Origin of the sequence: Fluviicola sp. (genome assembly GCF_029266855.1) — a bacterium.
Classification (GTDB): Bacteria; Bacteroidota; Bacteroidia; order Flavobacteriales_D; family Crocinitomicaceae; genus Fluviicola.
Genome location: NZ_JAQSWB010000005.1, coordinates 101,563 through 126,755 on the forward strand (window position 1 = coordinate 101,563; position 25,193 = coordinate 126,755).

The following is a 25,193-nucleotide window of genomic DNA, read 5'->3' on the forward strand; positions in this document are numbered from 1 at the left end:
GTCATCATGAGCTCGCTTGCAGTTGTCATAATCACTTTAAACGAAGAGCGAAACATTGAGCGCTGTTTAAAATCCGTTCGGGACCTGGCTGATGAGATTATTGTGCTCGATGCATTTTCTACCGATAAGACAGCTGGGATTTGCGCGAAATATCCCGTTCGTTTCGAACAAAGGGCCTGGGAAGGTTATTCCGCAAGCAAAAACTATTTAAACAGCCTCGTTTCTTCCGACTATATTCTTTCCCTTGATGCAGATGAAGCTTTGAGTGAAGAGCTTTATAACGAAATCAAATCAGAAAAAGAAAAAGGATTTTCGGGAACTTATTCCGTCAATCGTTTAACCAATTACATGGGAAAATGGATTCGGCACAGCGGATGGTATCCGGATATCAAACCCCGCTTGTTTCCAAAAGAAGGTTCCTATTGGGCCGGAGAATATGTTCACGAAGAATTGGTACATCCTTCTTCCGAAGTGACCCTGTTAAAAGGAGTTTTGGAACATTATTCTTACTATTCTTATGAAGATCACCGGGCTCGGGCCGACAAATACTCGCTCTTAACTGCTAAAAAATTTCATGCGAAAGGGAAGAAAGCAGGACCGCTGAAGCCCACAATTAGTGCTCTAGGACGCTTTATTGCCATGTATTTTATTAAATTAGGGTTTCTGGATGGCTGGAAAGGATTTAAAATTGCTCAGATAAGCGCCCAATCCAATATCCTAAAATATAAAGAACTAAGACGACTGAATCGTGAAGGAAAGTAAAAATTGGAACGGAAAACACATTGCAATCAGTCGCGTTGACAGTATTGGTGACGTGCTTTTAACACTTCCGGTGACAGCCTGGCTCAAAGAAAAATTTCCTGCCTGCCGCATTACTTTCTTCTGTAAGAATTACACAGCCCCAATTGTAAAATATTATACTGCGGTAGACGATATTGTTAAGGTGGATGATTTATTCACCTTGTCTAAAAGTGAACAGGCAGATGCCATAGAAAGTTTGGGAATTGACGTGGTGGTTCATGTTTTTCCAAAAAAAGAATTGGCAAAACTGTTCAAGAAAGCAAAAGTCCCGACAAGAATCGGAACATCTCACCGGCTTTTTCATTTGAATACCTGCAACGTACGCCCCAATTTTACCCGGAAAAAATCCCCGCTTCACGAATCTCAATTAAACTTTGAATTGCTTCGCCCCTTTGGACTTTCAGAGATTCCTTCGTTTGAACAAATCAATGCATATACCGCTGCATTTGTTAGCGAAAAACACGAACTCCCGGACGAACTGCAATCGCTTTCAGCTAAAAAGTATGTGGTGCTTCATCCCAAATCACAGGGAAGTGCCAGGGAATGGCCTGTTGATAAGTATGTTGAACTTGCTAAAGAGTTAATCGTAAAAGGATACGAGGTTGTTTTTACAGGTACGGAACAGGAAGGAAAATCATTTCGGGATCAAATCCCTAATGACCCTAAGTGTCACGATTCCACCGGAAAATTAACTATTGACCAGTTAATTTGGCTCATTAAAAATGCTTCCGGCTTGGTAGCATGTAGTACCGGACCACTTCATATTGCAGGTTTTCTCAATAGAAAGGCTGTGGGATTATTCTCTCCCAGAATCCCGATTCATCCGGGAAGATGGCGTCCCCTGGGAAACCTCTCCTCTACCCTGGTTTTTGATCCGGAATGTCCTAAATGCAAGGCAAAAAAAGAGTGTGATTGCATTTCTCAAATCCCGGTCGAAAAAGTCTTGAATGAAATCCTAAAATAGCATGAGACCCCTTCTCAGCATATTGATTTATACAAACAGCTGGGTTGCTTTGTGCGTAACAAGTTTGGTTTACGGTATTGGAACTTATTTCCGGCTCGGTCATATGGAAGTATTTGCTGTCTGGAGTTTCACCGGAACTGTGAGCGCCTATCAACTCCATCGTTTGTTCCGTCTACGCCAGTTAAATCATACCGTCCGGTCCAATCGGAGATTGCTTTGGATGCAAAACACCTATCCCTTTCAAATCGCCTGGTTTATTGTAAACTTCGTTGCCTGCCTGATCAGCATGCTTTATATCCCATTCACGAAAGAAGCAGTCGCGCTGATCGGAATCAATGCAGTAATTGTTTCTCTTTATGCACTTCCGCTTCGGTTTATTGGAAACGGCATTCGGAATATTCCCTTAGCTAAAAACAGTTTGATCTCAATCAGCTGGGCACTTATTGTCCTGACTCCCTTTGCATCCGAAGAGTCCCTGCACCTGGTCGACTGGCGAATCCCCGTACTTGTCTTCATCGCTACCTTTGCTCAAATCATCCCATTCGACAGCCGGGATGTTTCTCACGATCCGAAATCCTTATTAACGATCCCGCAATTGATCGGTGTTCAGAGAGCAAAATATGTTGGTTTCAATCTCTTAGTCGCCGCACTAATGCTCCAAACAAGTGTATTGGGCTTTCACTGGCTATTGCTGTTCATTCTCTTTTGCGGAGCAGTTGGTCATTTGATTTCCTTTAAAGTCGGTTATCAATTACGGCTGGAATTCATGTGGGAACTGCCTTTAGGATTGATGGGAATGTGGTTTTTGTTTAATTAAACTATCTACAATAAAACGACATAAATGTATGAATGAGCAAATCGAAAATATCGCATTAAAATATTTCAACATACATAAAAGAACCCCCAATCATTAAATTTCGAAAAAGTGAAGGGATATTGAGTGGTTCAGCGAGACCGGTAGGCGAGCTTTTATCTGCGCATTTGTGGTAAAAAATTAAGTCAAAACCAACTCCGGCTGGTAAAGACTATTATTAAGCATATGTCCCAGGTAAACGACAGTGAGGAAGTAATAACTAATTTGCTGTTTCCGATCTTTACCCTAACTTTGCCCAAAAATTAAGATTCCGTTAATGGCAGCAATAGCAACTTACGATTTTCAGAACAAACGCGCATTGGTGCGTGTGGATTTCAATGTTCCCTTGAATAAAGAAACCTTGGAAGTAACAGATGATACCCGCATTCGCGCAGCCCTTCCAACAATCAAGCATATTCTTGAAAACGGTGGAAGCGTAGTGCTTATGTCACATCTGGGAAGACCGAAAGAAGGCCCGGAAGATAAATTTTCCCTGCGTCATATTAAACACCGCATCGAAGAGTTACTTGGAAAAAGCATTAAATTCTCTTCTGATTGTATTGGTTCGGCTGCACTTGAAATGAGTAAAGCTTTGAAACCCGGAGAAGTTCTCTTGCTTGAAAACGTTCGCTTTTACAAACAGGAAACTTCCGGAACTGAAGCTTTCGCTGCGGACCTGGCAAAACACGGCGATTGCTATGTGAATGATGCCTTCGGGACAGCTCACCGGGCACACGCTTCAACAACGGTTGTCGCTAATTACTTTCCGCATGATAAAATGTTCGGTTTGTTATTGGAAGCCGAAATCAAAAGTGTTGACCGCGTACTGAACAGTGAAGACAAGCCATTGACAGCAATTGTTGGGGGTGCAAAAGTTTCATCAAAAATCACCATTATCGAACGACTGCTTGAAAAAGTAGACAACCTGATCGTAGGCGGAGGAATGGCTTATACCTTCATAAAAGCTCAGGGCGGATCAGTCGGAAGTTCTCTTGTTGAAGATGATTTCTTAGCGGTTGCGAACGATATCATTGAAAAAGCGAAAGCAAAAGGAGTTAATTTATACATCCCAAGTGATACCATCGTTGCGGATAAATTTGATAATAACGCAAGCACACAACTGGTTCCGATAGGAGAAATCCCAAGCGGATGGATGGGATTGGATGTTGGTCCGGATTCCATTAAGGCATGCGCGGAAATCATTGAAGATTCAAAATTGATCCTTTGGAACGGCCCGATGGGAGTTTTTGAAATGAGCAATTTCCAGAAAGGAACAGCAGAAGTAGCAAAGGCGATTGTCCGTGCAACCGAAAAAGGTGCTTTCTCATTAATTGGCGGCGGAGATTCCGTTGCAGCCATCAACCAGTTCGGATTGGCAGATAAAGTAAGTTATGTCTCTACCGGTGGTGGAGCAATGTTAGAATATTTGGAAGGAATTGAGTTGCCCGGAATCAAGGCGATCCGTTCTTAAAGAGAAAACCGGTTTGTGTTAAGCAGATCGGTTTTTTTTGAATCTCTGCTCATCTGAAAGAGCAAAATTTTCAACCGCCGGCTGGAGATGGTCATTTAATGAGATTAAATCTCAGATTATTTATTTCTTCGAAGCTAAATAGCGTTAGTTAATCCGTCAATTGAATCAATGACGGTTAGTATACCCACCACCAAATAAACCAATGCATGAAAAAAACAATCTTAATGATCCTTCACCTGGCATTCATAACACCAATATTCAGCCAGGAAAGTGAAACTCCTCCTATCAAAAACAAACACACCGTGTATGCTGAACTTTTTGGGCAGGGTTTTTCCGGATCGCTTAATTATGATCTGCTTTTCAATTCAGATAAAAAGTGGAAACGTTCATTAACTGTTGGAATAATAGCTGTTCCAAGATCATTTGGATTTGGCGACGGTGCCTATTTCGGAGTACCTGTTTCTTATAACTGGTTATTTGGTACCAAACGGAGCTTTTTGGAATTGGGTGTCGGATTAACAACTCAAGTCGGGGAAGATTACAGTTTGGAATCACCTCAAAAAAGATTATCGAACATGTACACGTATTTCACTCCGAAAATCGGCTACCGTTTTCAACCCTATAAAAGTGGTTTGTTCTTCAGAGCTACGCTGACACCGCATGTTGCATTGGTCAATACCAATTTCAATGTCCGGAACGGAAATCTCATGACCTCAAATTCCTTCTTTCAGAATTTCATGAACCTGGGATACAAAGCATTTCCATGGTTCGGCGTAAGTTTGGGCTATACATTCAAATAAGTGTAAAAATGAAAATCCGGTTTCAAATAATTTCATTCTGCCTGGTTTCGATGTTCTCATTCGGGCAACAAAACGGTGATAAGCTCGTACTGGAAATCTCACCGGTAAACGGAAGTTTAAATTCGACTATTTCGTATAACATTCAAGGGAAAATAAGTTATCAATTCAATAAATACCTTTCAATTACCGCCAGGCATAACCAGGGACTATACGATATTTTTTCCGTAGGAGAAAAAACCTCTCCGAACGTGAACAGGAAGAACTCTTTATCGGATATTGCGCTTGGAGTCACATTGATAAACACACAAAAACCGATTGCCGATCCAACAGAAGAAGCGCAGCCAAACTGGATCCATAAACTATTGCAATTGGATTTGGGTTTGACCTATTACAAATATGCAGCTGTAAGAACCGACTTTTATTCTTACGATCTGGACGATCACGGCAATTACAAGGTAATTAACAGCATTAACCGGCTTTCGGCTTCCCTCGGATTTTCCTTTATACTTCGAGAGAACAATATTACCGATCCGAACAATATCAAACTCAAAAGACAACATACATTCTCCGCAGGAGCTTATTACGGTTTGAATTATGATTTACAGGGTTATGTGAAGATTCCCGGCGAAAATCCTAACCAAAGAGCTCCTAAGGATTACAAGTTCAGCAGAGGAGGCTATTATGTCAGATACAACTTCCGCCAACAAATCAATCAACATCTTTTCCTGGGGGCAGACTTATTCGTTGCACGAATGCCTCATGTAGAATACACTCCAAATAAGGACCTCTTTGTATTCAGAGGCGGCGAGGCCGAAATTAGATTTCAGCCCTATGCAGGGATAAGCGTTGGCTGGGCGTTTTAAAATTCTTTTCACCAGGGCAATCTTTTACATTTTTCGCGTCTTACAAACAACTGAAACAGGAAACTTAATCTGCTCATGACACCAAATCAAGCCAAAATTGTCCTTACCAATCCTTGTTCCGAAAACTGGAATTCCATGCAGGTCGATACTATCGGACGTTTTTGCCAATCCTGTCAAAAGAGCGTGATCGATTTCACTTCAAAGTCGGATAATGAGATCAGATCCTTCCTGAAAGACAAACAAGGAGAAAAATTGTGTGGCCGCTTCCACGCTCATCAGGTGGAGCGCATTCGTATTGAGATTGACCGGAACATTCTTGTCTCCGATATTCCATTCTGGCAAAAGTTTTTAGTCGTGCTTTTAGTTTGTTTCGGACCCGATTTCCTGGGTGCTGATTTCGTATTTGCACAAACGGATTCCATACCGGTTAAAATGGAGCAGCTTGATTCTGTACCTGTTTCTGAACCGGATTCCACTCTGGAAGTTACTGTTGATTCTGCAATAATAGAGCCTTTCGAAGGTAAAACAGATACAAGAAAATTGAGTTGTGATCCTAAGTTGATTACTACTATTGGATTTGTAATGGGTGATATTTCAATAGTGTATAAGCCACAAGACTTTCCGGAACCGAAAATCCGTCTTCCTATGCTTTCCTATCAACCTGAAAAGAACGCCGTTCCTAAAACAGGAATCGCACAACTCCCAAAAAACAATCCTGAAACTCCAGGACATCCGGAAAAGAAATCTTCACCTCCGGAAAATGCAGTTATTGCTGATAATGAAGTAAGACGAAAAACAAGAAGAAGTTAATTAACTACGTTTCCTATTCCTGAATTTAACTAATTAGTTTCAATGAAACACATCCAACAATCCGCGCTTCTATTTCTGTTCTTTTTGGCAATCATCAGTTTATCGGTGAATCGATGTACCAATCCAGATCCAAAAATTTTACCGTTAGAAAAAGAAACGCCTCATAAACCAGATCACAAAATTGATTTTTCACATGATGCGCATGCACAGGTTGATTGCAAGTATTGTCATAATTCTGCAAATGATGGAAAAACGGATGGAATCCCGACAGCGAATCTATGCATGAAATGCCACAAACAAATTACGGGAGATTCCTTATAGATCCCACATAGGTTATGTACGGATACTTCCACTGTTAAGTATGGGTAAAGCATGGATATAGCTTAGATACCCCACCTTTCACACTGCGAAACTTTAGTGAAGCAGTGTTTACATTCAACCTACGAAGCTCGAAAGAGCGAAGTAGGTTTCACATTCGAAGCTCGAAAGAGCGCTGAAAGCCTTGACCGTAGCGTCAATGGAAGTAGTCTTTTTAAAACCAAAGTGATTTCAAATCTACTTTAGTCTTTATTTAAAATCCTGACAACTGGAACTGTTCGTCAGGGTTAAGAATTCTACTTATCCAGGACCTTCGGAATACGGAAATAATCGGAATCTTTCTTCGGAGCGTTTTTCAATGCTTCAGCTTGAGTAAGCGTTACTTCCGGTTCGTCGTCACGCAATACATTGACTTCGTCACTCATGAAGATCAAAGGTTCCACATCATCTGTAGGAATCTCAGACAATTTCCCCATAAAGCCTATGATCTTATCCAGATCCTGGCGAATAGCAACTTTATCGTCACCTTCAAAGCGAAGTCGTGACAGATGTGCAATGTGATCAATTGTTTCTTCTGAAATCTTTTCCATGCTGCAAAATTACAAAATTTGATTCAATCAGTTCTTCATCAGGCCTCTTTCTCTCAACGGCCCAGCCAAAGTATCAAAGACATATGCCGAAAGTTCATCTTCGGTCATTGTTTTTTGCTGCTCCACTGAAATTGCATCGTGCATATAAATACGGGAAACCCCGGGATGTGCATAACCTAAGATTTGGTCAGGGTCAGAGAACATGTGGTAATGATCCAAAAAGGTGATCGGAACAATTGGAATCTCACAACTCTTGGAAAGTTTGAATGCACCGGATTTAAATTCAACCATTTGAGGCAGATCATTATCCGGGATTCCTCCTTCCGGGAAAATAACGATCGACCAGCCTTCCCTAATTGCATTCTTTGCCTGGATAAATGATTTTGCCGCTTTCATTCTATCGTTTCGATGAACCGGAATATTCAGTTTTTTGAAGAAGGTCTTCATTAAGGGATAATTCAAAATCTCACTTTTACCCATGAATAAGAAACGATGTCTGGGCAAAATGGAATACATAATGAAAATATCAAAATAGGAAGTATGATTGGAAACAATCATGTAAGGACCCTTGGGCAGACATACTCTTTTCAAACGGTGAACCCAGATCCCGCAAAGCAATCGAACACAGGAACTCCAAACCACATTAATGGGGAAACTCCATTTTTTCCAGGAATCCCTCAAAAGAGTCAAATAAAGGAATGGGTAAAAGAATAGCAATGTTGCAACGAAAACCAGTCCAACGTAAAACTTATAACATAAACTTAAGACACCCAGGAACTGCTTCACCTCTCAAAAATAACGCTTCCAATCAAAAATCAAACACAAAAAACAATCCCGCTATTGAATTTCTACCCGATTCATTCAAATTAGCTGAAAGAAACCAGTAAATTCGCAAAAAACAATTTTAATGGCACGAATTCTTACAGGTATACAAAGCACGGGAACTCCACATTTGGGGAATCTGCTCGGTGCTATCTTACCTGCAATTGAACTGGCAAAGGATCCGAAAAACGATTCCTTTCTTTTCATCGCAAATCTGCATTCTCTTACTCAAATCAAAGATTCGGGAATTATGAGTGAAAACACCTATTCAACGGCGGCTGTATGGCTGGCATGTGGCCTTGACCCTGAAAAGACTACATTCTACAGACAAAGTGATGTGGCAGAGGTGACGCAGCTTATGTGGCATTTATTGTGTTTTTTTCCATTTCAGCGTTTAACGCTTGCACATAGTTTTAAGGATAAGTCGGATGTTTTGAGTGACATCAATGCCGGATTATTCACTTACCCCATCCTGATGGCCGCAGATATCTTACTTTACGATGCAGAAGTGGTTCCTGTAGGAAAAGATCAACTGCAACACCTGGAGATTGCACGCGATGTGGCGGTAAAGTTCAACCTCAAAATGGGCGAAACATTCGTTTTACCGGATGCCCGTATTGATGAGACAACTAAAATCGTCCCCGGAACGGACGGTGAGAAAATGAGCAAGTCGCGCAATAACGTGATCAATATATTTCTCCCGGAAAAAGAACTGAAAAAGCAGGTGATGTCTATTGTGACAGACAGTAAAGGACTGGAAGAACCAAAGGATCCTGAGACGTGTCACATTTTCCGTTTATATGAACTGTTGGCTTCCCCTTCAGAGATTGAAACGATGAAAGCGAACTATTTGGGAGGCGGATTTGGCTACGGACATGCAAAAAACGCCCTTTTGGAACTGATATTGAATAAATTTTCAACAGAAAGACAAAAATATAATGAGTTAATGGCAGATAAGTCCCAGATTGATAAAGCCTTAGAAATTGGGGCCTCCAAAGCAAGATTGATCGCCAGCGAAACCTTAAATCGCGTCCGTGGTAAAATCGGATACTAAAAATTTTTCTATTGAGTTGTACCGTTTAATCAAAAAGTACTATATTTGAATCAACTTATGTTACACCAACATAAACTACTCTTATTAAACCAACATGCTGAAGCTCCTCTTAAGGGGCTTTTGCCTTTTTAGGGAGTAGGGTATTAAAAGATGAGTATACGCGTATATTTTTCCCAAACTACCGAAATTTGTTTTAAATGTTATTTTTGTAAAACACTGCAACGCGCTTACTATGTTTAAACAGTTCGTTCTTATTTCCATACTTGCTGTCGGTTTCGTTGGCTGCTCGGATGACTCCGTGAATGTTGAAGACCTGAAAGCAATCGGTGGTGCCAAATATGGAGGAACATTTCGGTTTATGTCTTCGGAAAAAATTGAAACATTGCTTCCACTTCAGGCAACCACGCTCTACACACAACGAATTACTTCACAAATTTTTGACCCGATTTTACGTTTGGATGCTTCGGGATCTAAAGTTATTCCATCGATTGCAGAAAGCTTTTCGGTGTCACCTGATGGAAAATCCTATACACTGGCAATCCGAAAAGGTATTTACTTTCATCCGGATGAATGTTTGGATGGTGAAGGAAAAGAATTGACCGCAGAGGATGTAAAGTTCACATTGGATATGTCCTGTAGCGGATTGAAAATAAATGAAGTCAGTTTCATGTTGAATGACCGCGTAGTTGGAGCATCTGCCTTTAACAAAGCAACAAAAACCGAGTTTAAAACCGGTGGAGTTACGGGAATAAAAGTGCTTAGCCGCTACAAAGTTCAGATCGACCTGGTTGAAGCATTCGCCGGGTTTGATAAATTATTGACTTATTCCGGATTTGGGGTTTTTCCAAAAGAAGCCTATGAATTCTACAAGGATGATATCAAAAAACACCCGGTTGGAACAGGACCGTTCATGTTAGAAGAATTCTCAGACAAAGGTCTGAAAATGAAGCGGAATCCCAACTATTGGGCGAAGGATCAATTCGGAAACCAGCTTCCCTTTCTTGCTGCTATTGAACTGAGTTATACCAAAAATAAACGCAGCGAATTAATTGCATTCAGAGAACGAAAAATTGACCTGGTCCTGGAAATTCCTACAGACGAGGTAGATAATATTTTAGGTTCACTGCAGGAAGCCCAGGAAGGAAAAACCGTGAAACACAAAGTTGATTCGAAACAATCCTTTTCAGTGACCTTTCTTGGGATGTCCCAGCGAAATCCGGTTTTCCAGGATGTCCGTGTCAGAAGAGCGATCAACCATGCGATAGATCGTGTAAGTTTGGTGAATCACACATTGCAGGGTGAAGGCTACCCGGTCTTGAACGGATTTATTCCAAATACAGAGTTCTTCCCGGCAAGCCGTGTAAAAGGGCCTGATTTCAATGTGTCAAAAGCAAACGCACTTCTTGCCCAGGCAGGTTTTCCGAATGGCGGAGGCTTCCCACCCCTGGTAATTTACGTAAGCGGCAATAAAGATGCGGCGAATCATTTACTGGCAAAAGGAATTGCAAAACAATTGAAAGAAAACCTGGGAATTTTAACTTCCGTAGAATTGGTGGATTTTGAAAAACGAAATGACTATGTTAAATCGGGGAAGGCCAGTCTTTGGGTCTCAGGTTGGATCGCAGATTACCCGGATGGAGAAAGCTTTCTAAGCATTTTCTACGGAAAATATGCCAACCTCAATTCAGCATTCATGAATCCGTTCAAGTATAGAAATACCAAATTTGATGATTTGTATGTGAGCCTGAACAAAGAGCAGGATCCGGATAAACGCACGGATATCATGGTGGAATGTGATCAGCAAATTGTAAATGATGCCGTGGTAATTCCACTAACGAATGATGACTTCATTACCATGATTAATTCACGCGTTCGAAATTTTAAGACAAATTCATTGGAAAATTTAGATTTTTCAAATATCTTTATCAAAGAACCAAAGGGTTCAAAATAAATTTTTAACTAACTCTCAGCTTGCAAAAAAGTTAAGGCAGTCCAGGGCGGATTGCCTTTTTTTATTGTTATTAGTGACTTAACATAATCTCAAAAATTTAGTAACTTAGAATCAAAACCTCCATAGTAAGTTTGTCGCTTTATAAATAGACCAATGGTAAAAAGTCAGGAATCCGGTTCTCCCAAAAACAAATCGCACAATGTAAAATACTTTAATCGCGAGCTAAGCTGGCTGGCGTTTAATGATCGGGTGTTACAAGAAGCTTTGGATGATGAAGTTCCATTGGTGGAACGCTTGCGCTTCCTGGGAATTTATTCGAACAACCTGGATGAATTTTACCGCGTTCGCGTAGCAAACGTCAAAAGAATGATCCAGGTCGAAGATCAAAAGGTTGACGGATACAAGGGAACAGCTGATGAACTTTACGAGGAAATCCGGAATGTGGTAATTAAACAGCAGCGTAAATTCGAACACGCCTATGCTTCCATTCTGCACAAACTGAAACTGAAAGGAATCAAGCATTACGACGAACTGACAGTAAACGACCAACAAAAAAGCGAATTAAAGAATTACTTTTTCTCTTCGGTAATTCACGATATTGTTCCCGTTCTTATTGATAAAAAAATGCCTTTCCCAAGACTTCGGGATAAAGCAATTTATTTGGCGGTACGGATGGAATGGGACTACAAAAGAAAAGCGCGCTATGCCTTGATAGAAGTTCCCAATCTGGTCTCGAGATTCTACATTCTGGAGTCTGAAAAAGAGAAAGGGGTTATTTTGATTGACGACATTATACGCCTTCACCTGGCTGATATCTTCCCGATCTTCTCATTTGATACGATAGAAGCATTTACCTTCAAATTTACAAGAGATGCCGAATTAAACTTAGATGATGATGTTTCGATGTCCTTCATTGAAAAAATGGAAAAAAGCATCAAACAGCGTAAAAAGGGAGAACCGGTCCGGATGGTATATGATCACCGGATGCCCCAGGATTTACTGGAAATGCTGATCAGAAGCCTGAATTTAACCTTAGGTATAAATACCATTGCAGGTGGGAAATACCATAATTTCAAGGATTTCATGAAGTTCCCCGATTTCGGGAATAAGGAATTCGTGTATGCAAAATACAAGGCTGTGGACCACCCCAGTTTTCACAAACAACACAGTTTGATCAAAGTTATCCTGGAAAAGGATGTGCTTCTTCATTATCCTTACCATCGTTTTGACCATGTCGTAGATTTACTGAGAGAAGCCGCAATTGACCCCAAGGTTTCTTCTATTAAAATCAACATTTACCGGGTTGCCAAGAATTCGCAGGTAATGAATGCACTGGTCAACGCCGTAAGAAACGGGAAAGATGTAACGGTTGTACTGGAATTACAGGCTCGTTTTGATGAGGAGAACAACCTGTCCTGGTCCGAACGGATGAAAGAAGAGGGAGCGAAAGTGTTGTATGGTCCGGAGGACCTTAAAATTCATTCCAAACTCATCCAGATCAAACGCATTTCCGATAAAAAAGAACAATTGATAACCTATGTGGGTACAGGTAACTTCAACGAACAATCCGCACAGGTATATACCGATATGGGTCTTTTAACGGTAGATAAGAAGATTGCAGAAGAAGTGCATGAGGTATTTCATATGATGGAACATACCCTGCATCATCATCATTTCAAAACACTCATCGTTTCTCCTGTCAATGCGCGGAAAAAATACGTGAGTTTAATTACAAATGAAACCAAGAATGCCAAAAAAGGGTTACCCGCATATATCCACATGAAGATCAATAACTTGGTCGATTCACAACTCATAGATAAATTATACGAAGCATCTCAACATGGGGTAAAGATCAAATTGATCGTCCGCGGGATCTGCTGCCTGGTTCCCGGAATTAAGGGTCTAAGCCAAAACATAGAGGTTCTGAGTGTTGTTGACCGTTTTTTGGAACATACGCGATTTTTAATTTTCGGAAACAATAACAAACCACTCTACTTCATTACTTCGGGAGATTGGATGGAACGGAACCTGGACAAACGAATAGAAGTTGGTGCACCGGTTCAAGATAAACTATTGAAGGACCAGATCAATTTCGTGTTTTCCATGCAATGGGGAGATCGTGAAAAAGCACGGATCATTGACAAACATCAAAAGAACTCCTATAAAGAAGCAACTGATTCCGAAGCTGTTATTCGCTCACAGGTGGAGCTTCAAAACTATTACCGCCAGTTAATCGAGAATTTGGATAGCGAAAAAAGTTCAAAGGGATGACTTCGATTCAGCTGCGTCTATGCTATAGCTCTTAGCCTTCGCAAAGCCGCTTCGGCATAGCAAGGTTAGCGCAAGCATTTAGTCACCTAAATATAAAAGGCCATTGAGTTGAGTCGAAATGCCTTTCAATTAATCAGAAGCCTTCTTTCTTCAATTCCTCTGCGTAAGCTTTTGTAATCAGAGGAATGAATATCTCTACCGAAACACCGCCACCGGTCTTTTCGCGAATCAGGTAAGAAGAACTTGTTTTGTTGAGTTTGTTCAATAAATAGAGGCGATCATTAATGATTTCCGAGGCTCTTGAAGAATCAATTGCTTTCAATCCTTTTCCATTATCGTCAATAATGATGGCCAGCTCATTCAACCCTCTTAATTTGAATCGGATGATCAACTCTCCTACCCGGTTCAGGTTGGAAAACCCTTCCAGGACCGTACTTTCAACAAAAGGCTGCAAGATCATGGTTGGCAAACAAACATTAGACGGATCCAATTGTTCATCAACTTCAAAGGAAAAATTAAATGCATTTTTCGAACGGTCTCTTTGCAAAGTCAGATAAAATGTCAAAAACTCGATCTCTCGGTCCAAAGTCATGAAATCATCATGTGTACTATCCAATACCTGCTTCAGGAGTTTGGAGAAAGATTGAATTTGGCGCTTATAATCAGTTCCCTGACCAAGTCCTGCATTTTGCAGCTGATTCAGTGCATTAAAAATAAAATCCGGATTGATCCTCGCTCTGTTCAAACGCTGCCGGATTTCCAGTCTCTTTTGTTTCTGTTTGATCGATTTTTGTCTGAAAACCATCAAAACATAAGCTGCAAGCAAGGCAAAAATGATGATTCCAACCAAAATAAGTCGCCATTTCAAATTGCCGATTTGCTGTTGTTGCTGTAACAAGCGCTTGTCCTGTTTGTATTCCGCATCCGATTTTTCATTCCGGACACGATGATATTTTTCTTGCAATTGCCGGAATGCACGTTCGTTTTGAATATTCATCACACTGTCCTGCATCTTGGACAGATCTTCGTAAACAAGCAAAGCACGTTCGTAATCTCCACTCAGTTTAGCGCAATTGTAAAGTAGTTCGAGTGCGTTTTTCACATCATAAGGATCTCCGATTTTCTGAGCATACACCAGATTGGAATCTGCAAACTGATATGCTTTATCGTATCGTTTCAGTTCCAGATAAATATCAGACATATCTCCATAAATCGCCCCCCGTTCCTTCCAGTGATAATTCGGATTCGTTTGGATCAGGGCACTATCCAGATAGTTTAAAGCTAAACGGAAATTCCGCTTGTAATACGCATGGTCCTCAAACAGGTTATAGATCTGAAGGTAACTTTCCGTATACTGAATCTTCTTTGCAAGAACATAGGAAAATGAAACAGTATTCAGTGCCGAATCCAGGTAGATTTTATCCTTTTCAAGCTGGTAAAGTTTGTAGTACCTGGCAGATAACTGCGAAAGCAGATCAATCTTTGTTTCGTTATCAGACAATATTCTTACGACCGGGTAAGCGAGGTTGGTATAATACTTTGCTTTGTCCTTATCCTTCAATCTTCCATAACTTCCTGACAATCCCAGGTAAGCTTTTGAAAGCATGGCATTGTTTCCGGCTCTTTGCAGAATTTTCACCGTTTTTGAATAAGCATCTATCGAACCTTCATAATCTCCCTGAAGCATCAAAAGTTCACCGCGGGTTAAATTATTTTCTACATAGCTGGCAGACTTGCAACGGATGCTATCCAAAATAAACTTTTCGCGGTCAAGGCTCTTGGCAGCATCCTCGAACTGGTTGTTTTTGATCTGAACCTGAGCCTTTAACTGAAAAGCAAAAGCCAAACATCTCGGGCTCTTATCCTTTTCCAATGTTTTTGCGAACTTCCAAAGATTCATCGGCTTGTGCTTTGCTGTGCTGTCAAAATCGCGCAGCGCAACATAGTCTTGCATTGACTTACATGTACAAGATTGTGCCTGAATGTATTCAGCAAAACCAATAAAGACCAAACAGATAATTAAACGCATCATAAAGTTCTTGCTCAAAGTTAGCAAAAAACGATTGAACCTGATTTTACAGGAAAAAGAAAAGGAGGTTAAAATTAACCTCCTCATCCGCTCTTTGTTACTTATGTTGCAAAATCACTAAAAATTGACGGTTAATCCAAAAGTTAGCGGGTAAACTCCGACCGTTTTATCGGTATCGAAAAGAGGCAGCAGGTTATAATTTGCAAAAACTCCAATGTCTTTATATCCAAGTTTCACGGCTGCATCCAGGCGGAAAGCATTTAAACCGTAGACTCCTTTCGTTTTTGTACGAATCTTCGTTTTGTCCTCTTCAATCACTTGTTTGGTGCTTGAACCCAGGCGCACACCTCCGATTACACCCGCAGCCAGGTAAAACCCTTTGTCAGATTCTCCGCTTGAACAGAACTCAATCATCAAGGGAGCTGTAAGGTATACTGCACGCAATTTGTTCTTTTGATAATCATTTACGGTGTCTTTCATTACCCATAGTGAGTCTGAATCAGCAAAGAGGATGTTGTTCTTTAATCCGATCTGCGTCCAGTTAATCCCTAAACCGGTAGTAAGACCGATGTAATTCTTATAAATTTTGAATTTGTATTCGGCAAAATTCAAATTCCAGCTAAAGGATTTTCCAGGATCATTTTCCCAATGTTCATTACCGGGGAAACTACTTTTCATTGCACTGTTCAGCAACATGGTCGGTCCGAATTCAACTCCTGCCCAGTGTGCTTCAAAACTTTTTAAGGTCTTCTTATCCGGCTGTGCATCAATGGTGTCTGAGTCTTCCTCATCACCCAGGTCTTCCTTGTGATTGATAATTAAAATTTGTTTCTCCTTCAATTTGATACGAGTTGTATCTGGTTCCGGTTCTTCCTGACCGTTTGCATAACCAAATAGGAAGAAAATAAATGTGATAAATAAACCTGTTTTCATATCTCTAAATTTTATTGCTTTGTTATCTAGCTTAGTACTTTGTGCTTTTCGAACATATGACCCTTTCACATCTTATTTTGTTACAGCAAATCCCAAAATAAATTAAATTAATTTTCAACTTATTAATAATCAGGTAATTGAATTCGAAAAAAATAATTGACCCAGACGCTTTAAAGCTCTCTTACAATCGTTAATTTTGCAGTTCAATTTTCAAGTACATGTACAGATCACATACGAATGGCGAATTACGCGCCTCACATATCGGACAGGAAGTAACTTTAGCAGGGTGGGTTCAAAAATCCCGCGATCTTGGCGGAATGACCTTTGTTGATCTGCGTGACCGATATGGGATTACACAATTGGCTTTCAATTTGGAAGAAAATAGTGAGTTATGCATGCAAGCCAGAAAATTGGGCCGCGAATTTGTAATTCAGGCAAAAGGATTGGTAATTGAAAGAAGCAGTAAGAATGCAAATTTACCAACCGGCGAAATTGAAATCCAGGTTTCACAGCTTACTCTATTGAATGCAGCGAAAACTCCTCCATTTACGATCGAGGATGAAACGGATGGCGGTGAAGAACTTCGTGCGCAGTACCGATATTTGGATTTGAGAAGAAATCCGGTTCAGCAAAAATTGCGTTTGCGGAATCATGTAGCATTGGAAACACGCAAATACTTAGATTCTAAGGGATTTTTAGATGTTGAAACTCCCTACCTGATCAAATCAACTCCTGAAGGAGCACGCGATTTTGTAGTTCCAAGCAGAATGAACCAGGGAGAATTTTACGCTTTGCCACAATCTCCTCAAACATTCAAACAACTCTTAATGGTTTCCGGCTTCGACCGCTACTATCAAATTGTGAAGTGTTTCCGGGATGAGGATTTACGTGCTGACCGTCAACCGGAGTTCACCCAGATAGACTGTGAAATGGCATTTGTGGAACAGGAAGATATTTTAAATATGTTTGAAGGTTTGATCAAGCATTTGTTTCAAACAGTTCGCGGAATCACTTTTGAAGGATCTTTCCCAAGAATGACCTATGCTGAAGCGATGGCAACTTATGGCTCAGATAAACCGGATATTCGCTTTGAAATGAAATTCACGGATCTGAAAGCTCTTTCTTCCGGAAAAGATTTTCCCGTTTTCGATAAGGCAGAAGCAGTCATCGGAATTGCTGTTCCGGGAGCAAGCGAATATACGCGTAAACAACTGGATGAAATTACCGAATGGGTGAAACGACCACAAATCGGTGCACTGGGATTGGTATATGTAAAATGCAATTCAGACGGAACCTTCAAAAGTTCGGTAGATAAATTCTATGATGAAACCGCTTTAAAATCCTGGGCCGAGGCTACGGGTGCAAAAGCAGGCGATCTTATATTTGTTTTAAGCGGTGAACTGGATAAAACCCGCAAGCAAATGAATGAATTGCGTTTACGCATGGGAACAGAGCTTGGCTTACGCAAACCGGATGAATTCAAACCATTGTGGGTCCTGGATTTCCCGCTTTTGGAATGGGATGAAGAACATGGAAGATACCACGCAATGCACCATCCTTTTACATCTCCGAAACCGGAAGATTTCAACCTGATCGATTCGGAACCGGGTAAAGTAAGAGCAAATGCCTATGATTTGGCGATGAATGGTGTTGAATTAGGCGGTGGTTCTATCCGCATTCATGACAGAGCACTTCAGTCACGAATGTTTGAATTATTAGGATTTACCCCCGAACAAGCCCAGGAACAATTCGGTTTCTTATTGAATGCTTTCGAATACGGTGCTCCTCCGCATGGTGGTCTGGCATTTGGTTTAGACCGTTTGGTAGCAACAATGGGCGGATCGGATTCGATTCGTGATTACATTGCATTCCCTAAAAACAATAGCGGAAGAGATGTAATGATCGATGCTCCTTCTGTGATTGACGAAGCGCAATTGAAAGAATTGGGTATTAAGCTCTGACGAATTACGTCCCGATAGCTATCGGGATACGAATTACGAATTAATTATATAGTGATCAAATTCGGAATTAGGTATTTGGAACTCTGAATTATTTTGATTTCCGAACCATCTTCAGGTGGTAAGCTGCTGTATTTTTGAAGTGCTTATCGTCCAGCGATAGCTGAATGACTTCCTTCGGACGAAATTCATATTCCATTCTTCTGACAGAATCATTGATTCCTCCCTGGGAAAGAATTAAAACATCCTTCGCATTCATTTTGATCCTCTTCCATTGGCCACTGCAAACCAATGTTGCATCACCATCTTCGGTTGCATTTCTGTAAGTTTCCGTCAAACGGAAGATTCCCGCGGTGTCTCCTTTGACAACCAGGCGCTGCTCAATTACGTCACAATCCTCACAAGGAACTTCTCCTTCATAAATCCGGAACACTTTGTAATCCTTATCAGTAATATACTTTTCTTCTTCCCGGTTTACGACAGTCGATCCAAGCGATGATTTCTTCTCATCTTCTCTGTGTTCAATACAAGCACCCAAGATCAATACTGAACTTGTAACAACAAACAAACAATTAATTCGGTTTATCATCCCACTCAATTATTAATTTTCCAACAGTTTTTCCTTCCTCAAGCAAACGATGGGCCGTTTTTAACTCATTTTGCTTGTAGACACCACCTACAACCGGATGAACCTGCCCTTGTTTTACCATATTTACCACTTCGTTTAAACATGCAGTTAATACCTGTGGTTTGAAGTCAGCTATCTTAAGCATGTTTATTCCAATTAAGGATTTAGAACGCATCATCAAGCCAATTGGTACAACTAAACCCATCTTTCTAACAAAATTAATCGTTGAAAGGAGTCCCCACTTACCATTTGATAATTCAGAACCACCAAACAACACCATCCTTCCACCTGTTCCCAAAAGAGACCAATCCTTTTTAAATGTTCCCCCGGCAATCGGATTGAAACTGATGTCTAATCTTTCAGATCCCAGACAATCAGAAACTTGCTTCTCATAATCACTCTCTTTGTAGTTTATTACCTCATCGGCACCTAAACTTCTAACTAAATCTTCTTTCTCTTTTGAACTAACTTTTGCAATTACATGCGCACCCCTCAATTTACACAACTGGATCAATGCCGTTCCGACTCCACCCGCAGCAGCATGAATCAAAACATGCTCTCCCGCCTGCACATTTGCAGATCTGTTGACCATGTAATATGCAGTCACGAACTGCGTCGCAAGAGATAAAGCAAGTCCCGAATCCATTTCATCAATGACAGAAATGGCATAACTTTCGGTGATCACATGCTTCGAATATCCGCCAAAGCGGCAAAATCCTACTACCCGCTTACCGATCAAATCTTTGTCAACCTGATCGCCAACCTGGGAGATCATTCCAACAACTTCATAACCAATAACACAGGGCATTGGCGGAGCTTCGCGGTAAAGACCCAAACGCGCCATTACATCGGCATAATTTAAGCCGAATGCTTCTACATCAATAAGTACTTGATTGCTCTTTAATTCAGGTAAGCTTAAGCTTCTCAATTCGAAGGCTTTTTCAGCAATTCCCCTTTTTATTAAATGAAATGCTTCGGTTTGTTTCATATACAAATTTAACTTAAAAAGTTAGTGAGTCTGCCTTGATGTGAGCAGGTCTGAGGAAAAAATGTTATTTTTAATCAAACTTAAATTTGACATAATGACTACAACGTTCCACTATTTGGTTCCGATAGATTTTACGCCTGTAACCGAAAACGCTTTGGTTTTTGCTTTGGATGCTGCCAAGTACAACAAGGGTGATATTGTTTTATTACACATTATTGCTCATTCGAAAGAACGTATCGCAGCTGAAAAGAATTTACGCGATCTCGCTGCCAAATATCAAAATCCGGATGTGAAGATCTCAACCCGTGTTGTAATCGGAAAAGTCTTAAGAGATATCGGGATCATTGCGGATTCAATCGGGATCGAACTGATCATTATGGGAACACACAGCACTTCCATTTGGCAAAAGATCTTCGGAAGCCCGGCTTTATCCGTGGTGTCAAACAGCAATGTTCCGATCATCCTGACCCAGGAAGATACTTCCTTCCATAAAATCAAGTCGATTGTAATGACCGTTGACCTGGCGAGAGAAAGTGTTCAGGTTGTAAAATATGCCTCTAAAATTGCCAAAGTATTTAATTCCAAAATGTACCTGGTTGGCCAGCGCTATTCCGACGAAGGTTTTATGCAAAAAATTGAAGTAAACCTGCATGTTGCAAACGGATATTTGCTGGATCATGGCTTGGCAACAACAATCCATTTGCTTGACTCCAATAATTTTGAGAAAAACCTGATTGAATATTGTCGTGAAGTAAATGCAGATTTACTGGCCGCAACACATTACCAGGACATGTTCTCCCTCTTTTCTACCAACCTGGTTCAAAGCCTGGCGGAAAATGAGCTTGCTATTCCGGTAATGACATTCGATGGTGAAGACACTTCTTCGGGAGCGCAGTTTGGGTTCATCACACAATAATTTATCTTGTTCCACCTTTTTATCATTGCCATAAAAAGGTGGAGCCAAAAAGGTCTAGACCTATTCTAGAAGACTTGAAAATTTAATTTTCTAATTCTTCAGCGCCAAGGACCATCTTATGAATGGTGATTAAATTCCTTTTATAAGCAAAACGATTTCTCCTTTGGGTGGGTTTGCTTTGTAATAATCCAATACTTCCTGTGCGGTTCCACGTTTAAATTCTTCGAAGAATTTACTGATCTCCCGCGCAACACAAACTTGTCTGTCTGCACCTAAAATGGAAACACATTCTTCCAAGGCCTTAATGATCCGATGCGGAGATTCGTAGAAAACAACTGTCCGTTCTTCTTCTAAAATTGAAAGCCATTTGGTTTGTCTTCCCTTTTTATGAGGAAGAAATCCTTCATACAAAAAGCGGTCGCATGGAAAACCACTTGCAACCAATGCAGGAACAAAAGCAGTTGGACCAGGTAAACAGGTAACTTCCAAACCTGCTTCGACACAAGCACGCACTAATAGAAATCCCGGATCTGAAATCGCCGGAGTTCCAGCATCCGAAACCAAAACCGTGCATTCATTTTCCCGAACGGTCTGAACGGAGCGCTCCAATTGTTTGTGCTCATTGTGAGCATGGAAAGGAATAATTTGTTTTCCCGTGATTTCAAGATGCGAAAGCAATTTCTTCGTTACCCTCGTATCTTCGGAATAGATGATCTCCGCCTCTTTGAGCAAGCGGATAGCTCTTAACGTAATATCTTCCAGGTTTCCAACAGGAGTCGGAACAACATATAACACACCCATTTCTATCTCCTTTTAACGTGTTAATACCACGTAATCCTGTAATACTGTTTTTAAGAATTCCATTCTCTTGGGAGGTGTTTCCTGCAACCCGATCAAACGTGCCGTTTCATCCGCCAATTCAATTGCAAAATCCTTATTTGCCTGATTAGGATAGCGCTGAACCCGTAAAATAGTATTCTTAATAAGCAGCATATCTTCATCTGAAAAACGGATGACATTCGGATATGTAGGAACATGATTATCTGAATTTTTTATAGACAGTACATCCTTCAGGCTGTAGAGTTGCGTATCCTTTACTTTAATAACAACGGTGTCTGCCATAATATCACCGATCCGTTGCCTTTTTTCAGTTGTTCCCGCAACCAGTAATGCCAGGAATCCGAAACCACCAACCCAAATGTCTACTATCCGGAAGATCCAGCGAGTGAAATACTCTCTGAGTCCTGCTGTTTCCCCGTTACTTTTCACTACGCGGATTCCCATGATAAGCTTCCCAAGTGAGCGACCATTCGTCAGGTATTCAATGACAGGAGAATACAGCAACCAGGGCAAACGCAAGAGGAAAATACTCAGGAGAGACCATCTGTTCTGAACAGAGTTAAAATCTAGATCCAGCAAATTCATGGAAATGATATAACTTGCAATTAAGAGATAGATCAGCAGGAAAACCACATCCAAAAACGCAGCAACTGCCCGATATACCGGGCTTGCAAGCTCGTAATCGATTGTGACAAATTGAGACGTTGTGAAGGAAATTGTTTTCATACCCTAAGAGATGTGAAACCGAAAATACATATTTTATCTCATTTAATTTACAGAAGGTATTCTGCACCTTCGGCACAGCTTTCCTTTTTACCGCAAAAACGCAAGCCTACCGGTCTCACTAATTTTCCAACCTTACTTTTATAAAAAGCAGAGCTTTTTATGACTGCGCTAACGCTTGTCTTTTATCACCAGCCATGGCTGGCTCTTATTTTAAAATCAGCTGGATGGGTAAATGATCCGAATAACCGCCGTAATAATTTGGTCCGCCGTAAGTTGTTGAAGGTTTTTTACTTCCGTCCTTTTGCGTGAAGAGCAATTTTTCTTCATACACAATTTTGCCATCGTTGGAAGAGAGCTGAATCCCGTTAGTCCCATTGTAAAGTGCTTTCGACACAATAAAATGATCCAGGACACCCCACTCACCCTTGAAGTTATGTGTTCCTTTTCCCGCTTTATGGTCATCTTCAAATAAATCAAGCAAATCAGCGCCGGAATCACTTACTGCTTTTGCTTTCAAAACATCCTGAATGGAAACATTATCCGGGTGATCATTAAAATCTCCCATTAAAACGATGTTCGCCTTGGGATCTGCCTTTAAGATCTCATCCACTTTTTTGCGTGCGACCTCAGCTGCCTGAATTCGTCTGATCTCAGACCCCTCACCCCCTCTGCGCGACGGCCAGTGATTCACAAACAAATGTAGGATCTTTCCTCCCTGCAATTCACCTTTCACATAAAGAATATCACGTGTTTTGAAGTCCGGGATCGAATCAATCGAAACAGTCAGACTTTCCATTTTCAGCAATTTGAAACAGCTTTTATCATAAAGCAAACCACAGTCAATTCCCCTTGCATCCGGAGAATCTTTGTGGGCAATTTCATAATTTGTCTTTCCCAGGCGGCCCGTTTTTTTCAAATCATTCAAAACTCCCCTATTCTCAATTTCAATCAATCCGATCAGAACCGGGTTTTCCGGGAGGTTCATCGTAATCGCTTCCACCAAATGATCCAGTTTCACTTTATATCTTTCGGTATTCCACTTCAATTTACCTTCCGGCAGGAACTCTTCATCAATCACCCCCTTGTCATCAATCGTATCGAATAAATTTTCTACGTTGTAAGACACGATCGCTCTGCTATGAAACGATTGAAGCTTGGTCTTCTTCGATTCTTTTTGCGAAAATCCGTTTACCGTACAAACGGAAACCAGGATTGAGAACAGTATAATTTTTTTCATGTTGAAATCTGTATTTCTTTTAATATTCCAGCTTAAATTGATTGAGCTCTAACAAACATGAAGCCAGTAAATCAATACTAGCCTGGATATCGTCTTTATGTGCCATTTCAATAACCTGGTGTAAATGTCGGGTTGGAATCGAAACCGCTCCAGCAATAGATCCTCCCGGAGACATCCGTTGGATTCCTGCAGTATCAGTACCTCCGGCTGTCAGAATTTCCGGCTGCCATTTGATCTTATTTCTTTCAGCAACTTCTTTCATATAACGAACCATACGCAGATCACAAATTGTTGAAGCATCCATGATCTTGATAGCAGTTCCCTCTCCTAATTTTGTAATTTGTTCATGCGCTGCTGCTCCGGGTAAATCAAAGGCAATAGTAGTATCCAAACCAAAACCAAATTTTGGTTTAATGTTCAAACTCGCCACATTTGCTCCACGAATACCTACTTCTTCCTGAACAGTAAAAACCATGTACACATCATTCGGAAGCTCTTTTCCTTTCAATACTTTCAGTACTTCTATTGCAATGAAAACAGCCAAACGGTTATCCAGGGATTTACTGTTGAAACACTCTCCCATCTCGATGAACTCCCTTTCACGTGTAATTACATCACCGATGGAAACAAGTTCTTTCACCTTTTCAGCCGGCAAGCCGGTATCCACGAAATAATCCGAAAGTTTGGCAACTTTATTTCGCTCATCCTGCGTCATAACGTGGATCGGTTTTGAAGCCATTACTCCGATTATATCCTCCTTTCCATGAATAATTACTCTTTGTGCAGTTAAAGTTTTCGGATCAAAACCTCCTAAAGTTGTAAAACGAATAAACCCTTTATCATCAATGTAAGTGACCATAAAGCCAATTTCATCCATATGTGCTCCAATCATAACAGATTGATCCGATTTTCCTCTGCGGATGCCATATACATTCCCCATGTTATCGACCTCTACGGAATCACAAAGAGACTCGATTTCACGCAGGACTAATTTTCTTACACGGTCTTCATGTCCGGGAGCACCGGGAGTTTTACATATTTCAGCCAGGAGTTTTTTATTCATGAGATGTAATTTTGCGTCAAAAATAACAGAATTCCAGGTGCATCCGTCAATTATCAACTTTAATGAATTGTTAAGCTGGTTAGTGATCAGGTAATCATTATTAGAATAAGATTAAATCGCGCTTTGAAAAGTAACTTTACGCAGCTTTGCCCGGTAATTCAAACCCAACAGACAAATTGTCGAAGCATCGGTTTAAGAACTTAATTATCAATGAGATTCTTTCTTTTTCCGAGAGAAAAGGAACGAATCTTAAGTACTAACAATTTTCTGTTTATTCGATCTTGGGAAAACACAGAATCTATTAAAT

General features: G+C 40.7%; 23 protein-coding genes. 13 read left to right on the plus strand and 10 right to left on the minus strand.

Annotation, left to right across the window (positions count from 1 at the left end; genetic code table 11):
- Nucleotides 1-6 precede the first annotated feature (6 nt).
- The 8 genes from K0S23_RS12160 (at nt 7) to K0S23_RS12195 (ending at nt 6,883) form a co-directional block, all read left to right on the plus strand.
- The gene (locus tag K0S23_RS12160) at nt 7-762 is read left to right on the plus strand and encodes a glycosyltransferase family 2 protein (RefSeq protein WP_300357708.1); all 756 of its coding nucleotides are present in this window, start codon (nt 7-9) and stop codon (nt 760-762) included.
- Entirely contained in the window at nt 749-1,765 is a 1,017-nt protein-coding gene (locus K0S23_RS12165) for a glycosyltransferase family 9 protein (RefSeq protein ID WP_300357710.1), read from the plus strand. Before K0S23_RS12160 ends, K0S23_RS12165 begins: the two co-directional genes overlap by 14 nt.
- A 1-nt stretch (nt 1,766) precedes the next feature.
- A complete protein-coding gene (locus tag K0S23_RS12170) occupies nt 1,767-2,582 on the plus strand; it encodes a hypothetical protein (protein ID WP_300357712.1) in 816 nt (271 codons plus the stop codon).
- 313 nt (nt 2,583-2,895) lie between these two features.
- On the plus strand, nt 2,896-4,089 hold the full coding sequence (locus K0S23_RS12175) for a phosphoglycerate kinase (RefSeq protein ID WP_300357714.1): 1,194 nt from the start codon (nt 2,896-2,898) through the stop codon (nt 4,087-4,089).
- Nucleotides 4,090-4,295: 206 nt separating this feature from the next.
- Entirely contained in the window at nt 4,296-4,889 is a 594-nt protein-coding gene (locus tag K0S23_RS12180) for a hypothetical protein (RefSeq protein ID WP_300357716.1), read from the plus strand.
- 8 nt (nt 4,890-4,897) lie between these two features.
- Complete coding sequence (locus tag K0S23_RS12185; RefSeq protein ID WP_300357718.1) at nt 4,898-5,752, plus strand: hypothetical protein; 855 nt, start codon at nt 4,898-4,900, stop codon at nt 5,750-5,752.
- Nucleotides 5,753-5,827: 75 nt separating this feature from the next.
- Nucleotides 5,828-6,562: a hypothetical protein gene (locus tag K0S23_RS12190; RefSeq protein ID WP_300357722.1), complete on the plus strand. Its 735-nt coding sequence runs from the start codon at nt 5,828-5,830 to the stop codon at nt 6,560-6,562.
- 42 nt (nt 6,563-6,604) lie between these two features.
- Nucleotides 6,605-6,883: a cytochrome c3 family protein gene (locus K0S23_RS12195; RefSeq protein WP_300357725.1), complete on the plus strand. Its 279-nt coding sequence runs from the start codon at nt 6,605-6,607 to the stop codon at nt 6,881-6,883.
- Nucleotides 6,884-7,176: 293 nt separating this feature from the next.
- Here the strand turns inward: K0S23_RS12195 and gatC are convergent, their stop codons facing one another.
- Both gatC and K0S23_RS12205 read right to left on the minus strand, forming a co-directional pair.
- A complete protein-coding gene (gene gatC / locus K0S23_RS12200; RefSeq protein WP_300357727.1) occupies nt 7,177-7,470 on the minus strand; it encodes an Asp-tRNA(Asn)/Glu-tRNA(Gln) amidotransferase subunit GatC in 294 nt (97 codons plus the stop codon).
- A 27-nt stretch (nt 7,471-7,497) separates the two neighbouring features.
- Nucleotides 7,498-8,256 (minus strand): 1-acyl-sn-glycerol-3-phosphate acyltransferase, encoded by a 759-nt coding sequence (locus K0S23_RS12205; protein ID WP_300357729.1) that lies wholly within the window; start codon nt 8,254-8,256, stop codon nt 7,498-7,500.
- Between the two features lie 121 nt (nt 8,257-8,377).
- Between K0S23_RS12205 and trpS the strand changes: the two genes are divergently transcribed.
- The 3 genes from trpS to ppk1 all read left to right on the plus strand — a co-directional run bounded on the left by trpS (nt 8,378) and on the right by ppk1 (nt 13,568).
- Complete coding sequence (gene trpS / locus K0S23_RS12210; protein ID WP_300357731.1) at nt 8,378-9,346, plus strand: tryptophan--tRNA ligase; 969 nt, start codon at nt 8,378-8,380, stop codon at nt 9,344-9,346.
- Between the two features lie 232 nt (nt 9,347-9,578).
- Nucleotides 9,579-11,297, plus strand: coding sequence for an ABC transporter substrate-binding protein (locus K0S23_RS12215; protein WP_300357733.1), 1,719 nt, complete (start codon nt 9,579-9,581; stop codon nt 11,295-11,297).
- 153 nt (nt 11,298-11,450) lie between these two features.
- Nucleotides 11,451-13,568: a polyphosphate kinase 1 gene (gene ppk1, locus K0S23_RS12220; RefSeq protein WP_300357735.1), complete on the plus strand. Its 2,118-nt coding sequence runs from the start codon at nt 11,451-11,453 to the stop codon at nt 13,566-13,568.
- Between the two features lie 133 nt (nt 13,569-13,701).
- Here the strand turns inward: ppk1 and K0S23_RS12225 are convergent, their stop codons facing one another.
- Together K0S23_RS12225 and K0S23_RS12230 are read right to left on the minus strand one after the other, a co-directional pair.
- Nucleotides 13,702-15,600 (minus strand): histidine kinase, encoded by a 1,899-nt coding sequence (locus K0S23_RS12225; protein ID WP_300357737.1) that lies wholly within the window; start codon nt 15,598-15,600, stop codon nt 13,702-13,704.
- A 114-nt stretch (nt 15,601-15,714) separates the two neighbouring features.
- Nucleotides 15,715-16,530 (minus strand): outer membrane beta-barrel protein, encoded by an 816-nt coding sequence (locus K0S23_RS12230; RefSeq protein ID WP_300357739.1) that lies wholly within the window; start codon nt 16,528-16,530, stop codon nt 15,715-15,717.
- 218 nt (nt 16,531-16,748) lie between these two features.
- On the opposite strand from K0S23_RS12230, the gene aspS reads away from it, so the two are divergent.
- On the plus strand, nt 16,749-18,491 hold the full coding sequence (aspS, locus tag K0S23_RS12235; protein WP_300357742.1) for an aspartate--tRNA ligase: 1,743 nt from the start codon (nt 16,749-16,751) through the stop codon (nt 18,489-18,491).
- 88 nt (nt 18,492-18,579) lie between these two features.
- Here the strand turns inward: aspS and K0S23_RS12240 are convergent, their stop codons facing one another.
- Both K0S23_RS12240 and K0S23_RS12245 read right to left on the minus strand, forming a co-directional pair.
- The gene (locus tag K0S23_RS12240) at nt 18,580-19,077 is read right to left on the minus strand and encodes a copper resistance protein NlpE N-terminal domain-containing protein (protein WP_300357744.1); all 498 of its coding nucleotides are present in this window, start codon (nt 19,075-19,077) and stop codon (nt 18,580-18,582) included.
- Nucleotides 19,061-20,104 carry a zinc-binding dehydrogenase gene (locus K0S23_RS12245; protein ID WP_300357747.1) on the minus strand — a complete coding sequence of 348 codons (1,044 nt, stop codon included), beginning with the start codon at nt 20,102-20,104 and terminating at the stop codon, nt 19,061-19,063. Before K0S23_RS12245 ends, K0S23_RS12240 begins: the two co-directional genes overlap by 17 nt.
- 94 nt (nt 20,105-20,198) lie before the next feature.
- Between K0S23_RS12245 and K0S23_RS12250 the strand changes: the two genes are divergently transcribed.
- Nucleotides 20,199-21,020, plus strand: a complete 822-nt coding sequence (locus K0S23_RS12250) for a universal stress protein (protein WP_300357750.1) — start codon at nt 20,199-20,201, stop codon at nt 21,018-21,020.
- A 129-nt stretch (nt 21,021-21,149) separates the two neighbouring features.
- On the opposite strand, the gene rsmI is transcribed toward K0S23_RS12250, so the two are convergent.
- The 4 genes from rsmI to K0S23_RS12270 form a co-directional block, all read right to left on the minus strand.
- Nucleotides 21,150-21,821 (minus strand): 16S rRNA (cytidine(1402)-2'-O)-methyltransferase, encoded by a 672-nt coding sequence (gene rsmI / locus K0S23_RS12255; protein WP_300357752.1) that lies wholly within the window; start codon nt 21,819-21,821, stop codon nt 21,150-21,152.
- Between the two features lie 12 nt (nt 21,822-21,833).
- Nucleotides 21,834-22,586 carry an RDD family protein gene (locus K0S23_RS12260; RefSeq protein ID WP_300357754.1) on the minus strand — a complete coding sequence of 251 codons (753 nt, stop codon included), beginning with the start codon at nt 22,584-22,586 and terminating at the stop codon, nt 21,834-21,836.
- Nucleotides 22,587-22,791: 205 nt separating this feature from the next.
- Complete coding sequence (locus tag K0S23_RS12265; RefSeq protein WP_300357756.1) at nt 22,792-23,823, minus strand: hypothetical protein; 1,032 nt, start codon at nt 23,821-23,823, stop codon at nt 22,792-22,794.
- 19 nt (nt 23,824-23,842) lie between these two features.
- Nucleotides 23,843-24,886 carry a M42 family metallopeptidase gene (locus K0S23_RS12270; RefSeq protein ID WP_300357759.1) on the minus strand — a complete coding sequence of 348 codons (1,044 nt, stop codon included), beginning with the start codon at nt 24,884-24,886 and terminating at the stop codon, nt 23,843-23,845.
- Nucleotides 24,887-25,193 lie beyond the last annotated feature (307 nt).